Origin of the sequence: Chitinophaga sp., assembly GCF_036569125.1 — a bacterium.
In the GTDB taxonomy this organism is placed as follows: domain Bacteria; phylum Bacteroidota; class Bacteroidia; order Chitinophagales; family Chitinophagaceae; genus Chitinophaga.
On the sequence record NZ_DATCRF010000829.1, the window covers coordinates 1 to 3,588 of the forward strand.

General features: G+C 47.5%; 2 protein-coding genes and 1 pseudogene. All 3 read left to right on the forward strand.

Features of this window, described 5'->3' with window-relative positions; translation table 11 throughout:
- Positions 1 to 753: pseudogene (locus VIM87_RS30520) on the forward strand (TonB-dependent receptor); the annotation flags it as partial.
- A gap of 4 nt (positions 754 to 757) precedes the next feature.
- Entirely contained in the window at positions 758 to 2,275 is a 1,518-nt protein-coding gene (locus VIM87_RS30525) for a RagB/SusD family nutrient uptake outer membrane protein (protein WP_332000646.1), read from the forward strand.
- Positions 2,276 to 2,652: 377 nt separating this feature from the next.
- Positions 2,653 to 3,588, forward strand: a 936-nt coding sequence (locus VIM87_RS30530) for a glycoside hydrolase family 95 protein (protein WP_332000647.1), incomplete at its 3' end; no start/stop codon positions are given.

Consider the following 3,588-nt stretch of genomic DNA (forward strand, 5'->3'; position numbering starts at 1 on the left):
ATTGGCGGCAACTTTGAGCACTATAAGAATAAGCTGGTGCGTTACGGCCAGCGTGATATTAACAGCAGCAGCTACCGCATCCGTGATGAAGGTTTGGAGTATGACGCCTATTACACGCTGGACTGGATCGGCATATTCCAGACAGCTGATGAGGTGAAAAATTCTCCCAAACAATTTGGCGATGATACCCAGCCCGGTGACCTGAAGTACAGGGATGTGAATGGTGATGGCGTGATCAATAATGACGACCGCACTTATATAAAAGGCAACTATCCCAACATCAACTACTCTTTTAACCTGGCATTGCAATACAAAGGTTTCGACTTTTCTGCTATGGCGCAGGGCGTAGAAGGCACCAGGTTCTTTGTAAGCGAATGGGGCACTGTTCCTTTTGTGCAGGGCGCGCCGCCCACCACCGACTGGCGTAACCGCTGGACCCCGGAACACCCATCCACCACTATGCCGCGCATTTACTGGGGCTGGGGCGCACCGGAAAAAATACGCCGCGCTTCTTCTTATTATTTGCAGGATGCTTCTTACTTCCGCCTGAAGAACCTTACCATTGGTTACACCATTCCGGCTAATATCACCAGCCGCATAGGTATTGATAATGTGCGGGTATATTTCTCCGGCGACAACCTGCTTACTGCCACCAAGTACCGTGGCCTTGATCCGGAACGTGCGGGCAGCGGCAACTTTGTACAGTATCCGCAGAATAAGATCTATTCTTTTGGTTTAAATGTTAAGTTCTAAGGTTATGAAAAAATACACGATCTATATATGCCTGCTGCTGTGCTTAATGGGCACGGCCTGTAAAAAATACCTGGACCAGAACCCGAAAGATGCGCTGGCATCCGGTGATTTCTGGCAAAAGAAAAGTGATTTTGACCAGGCGCTGGCAGCAGCTTACTCCTCGCTGCAGGCCGCTGAATTTGCAGTTGAATTGCCGGTGTGGGATTGCTTTACAGACAATGGTTATGCACAGCACAACTCCGGCTCTGCCAAAGAAATTGTATCCGGCAGTATTAGTTCTACCACTGGTGGTTATATACCGCAGCTGTATAAGGATGCGTATGCAGGCATTGCCCGCATCAACATTTTTCTGATGCAGCTGGCAAAGTATACCGGCCCCGATTTCCCGGATGCCGACAAGAAAAAGTATGAGGCAGAAGCCCGTTTTTTGCGCGCGTATTTTTACTTTCAGCTGTATAATATTTATGGGGATGTGCCGGTGGTGCTGGAGCCACTGTCGCTGGAAACGCAGAACCAGGCTAAGGTTGCTGCCCCGGATGTGTTAAAGCAGGTACTGGCCGATGCGGATTTTGCCATTGCCAACCTGAATGCAGCGCCTTATTATCAGAATGGCGGCCATGCCTGTGTATCATCTGCCCAGGCGTTGAAAGCACGTACGCTTATTTTTGCAGCTTACGGCGCCAATGGTACACCTGATGCCGCTTTGCTAACGCAGGTGAGGGACCTTACACTACAGATCCAGGCACAGTATAAGCTGAGCGCTAATTTTGAAGATGTGTTCCGCGATGCCAGCCAAAAAGGAAATACAGAGATCATTTTTTCTATAAACTTTTTAGCGCCTAATAATACCGCTCCCTGGGATATGTATTATGGCGACTGGCTGGTGGCCAGCCCGCTACAGAACTTTGTGAATGATTTTGAGTGTACGGATGGTTTACCTTACGGCACCTCTCCGCTCACCAATCCAGCTGCGCCATTTGAGAACCGCGACCCGCGTTTGAAGAAAACCGTGTTCGTAGATCATCCGGATTTTGGCGGTGGTAAAATTCATACGCCTTCCAACAGCCGGCCTACCGGTTATGGGGTTATGAAATTCCTGGTGCCGGAAAATATTCCGTATGGATTTTCTACCTTAAGCCAGCAAAACGCGGTAGTATTTCGCTTAGCTGAAATTTTGCTTATGTATGCGGAAGCGCAGAATGAGCTGGCCGGGCCTGATGCCACGGTGTATAAAGCCATGACCGACCTGCGTGCGCGGGTAAGCATGCCGGCTTACCCCGCTGGTTTAACCAAAGACCAGATGCGTGAAAGGATCCGTCATGAAAGAAGGATAGAGCTGGCATTTGAAGGCCTGCGTTATTTTGACCTACGCCGCTGGCATACTGCTAAGACGGTGCTGAATGCAGTGAAGGATGGTATTAACCCTTATCACTACGAGGATAAGTTTTACCACTGGCCTTTACCGCAGCCGGAGATTGATAAGAGCGGGGGCGTGCTGGTGCAGAACCCGGAGTATAAATAAAGGAATGTAAAATTATAAATGTAAAATGTTAAATGTAAAAGTTGAATGTGGTTGATCGCTGCATTTGACTTTTACATTTGGCGTTTATCTTGTTCATAAAGTCTTTTAGATGGTTTTTATGGGCCTCCTTTGTTGGTTTAGAATTTTACATTTTTAAAGAGGAATGTAAACGTTGGATGTGGCCCATCGCTGCATTTAACTTTTACATTTGGCGTTTATCTTGTTCATAAAGTCTTTTAAATGGTTTTTATAAACCTTCTTTATTGATTTAAAGTATAAAGAATATAAAAATTGGGTGCGATGGTTCGCTGCATTCCACTTTTACATTTTACATTTAGAATTTTACATTTTACATTTTCAAACAAAGTTCCACAATAATGATCCGACAACTTTTTACCGCTGTAATAGCTTGTGTATGCTTACCCATCGCGTTATTAGCCCAGCAGCAGCCTTTGCGCTTATGGTATACCCAGCCTGCAATGGTTTGGGAAGAAACCATTCCCTTAGGCAACGGCCGTTTAGGTATGATGCCGGACGGCGGTGTGCGCAATGAGAAAATTGTGCTGAACGATATTACGCTGTGGTCCGGTGCGCCGCAGGATGCCAACAATTATGAAGCCTACAAACTGCTGCCGCAGATCCGGCAGCTGCTGGCGGAAAATAAGAACGACGAAGCGCAGGCGCTGATGGATAAGTCGTTCGTGTGCACGGGCAAAGGCTCTGCAGGCCTACCCTGGGGCTGTTTCCAGGTGCTGGGTACATTAATGCTGGAATATGATCATAAAACGGCGGATACTACCACTACCCATTATGAAAGAGAGCTGTCGTTAAACAATGCAGTATCCACTACCTCCTACGAGCTAAACGGCGTTACCTATAAAAGAGAATACTTTACCAGCTTTGGGAATGATGTAGGCGTTATCCGCCTCACGGCCAGCAAACCCGGACAGCTGAATTTTCGTGTATCCATTGACCGGCCGGAGAATTTTGCAGTAAGAACAGAAGGCAAGGAGCTGCAAATGAGCGGGCAGCTGCCCAGCGGTACAGATACACCGGGTATGCGTTACATAGCCCGCGTACAGGCAAAGCTGAATGGTGGTACTTTAACCACGGAAGGCAAAAACCTGGTAGTAAAGAACGCCACGGAAGTAACGTTGATCCTTTCCATGGGTACGGATTTCCGCAATCCCGGCTTTATGGCAAAAACAAAGCAGCTGATGGCCGCTGCAATGCAAAAACCTTACACTGCGCAAAAGCAGCAGCATATTACCAACTATCAGAAATTATTCAACCGCGTGCAAATGCAGCTGGGC

Coding starts and splice junctions, on each gene's coding strand:
- VIM87_RS30525 (WP_332000646.1), top strand. CDS start 758: ATGAAAAAATACACGATCTATATATGCCTGCTGCTGTGCTTAATGGGC.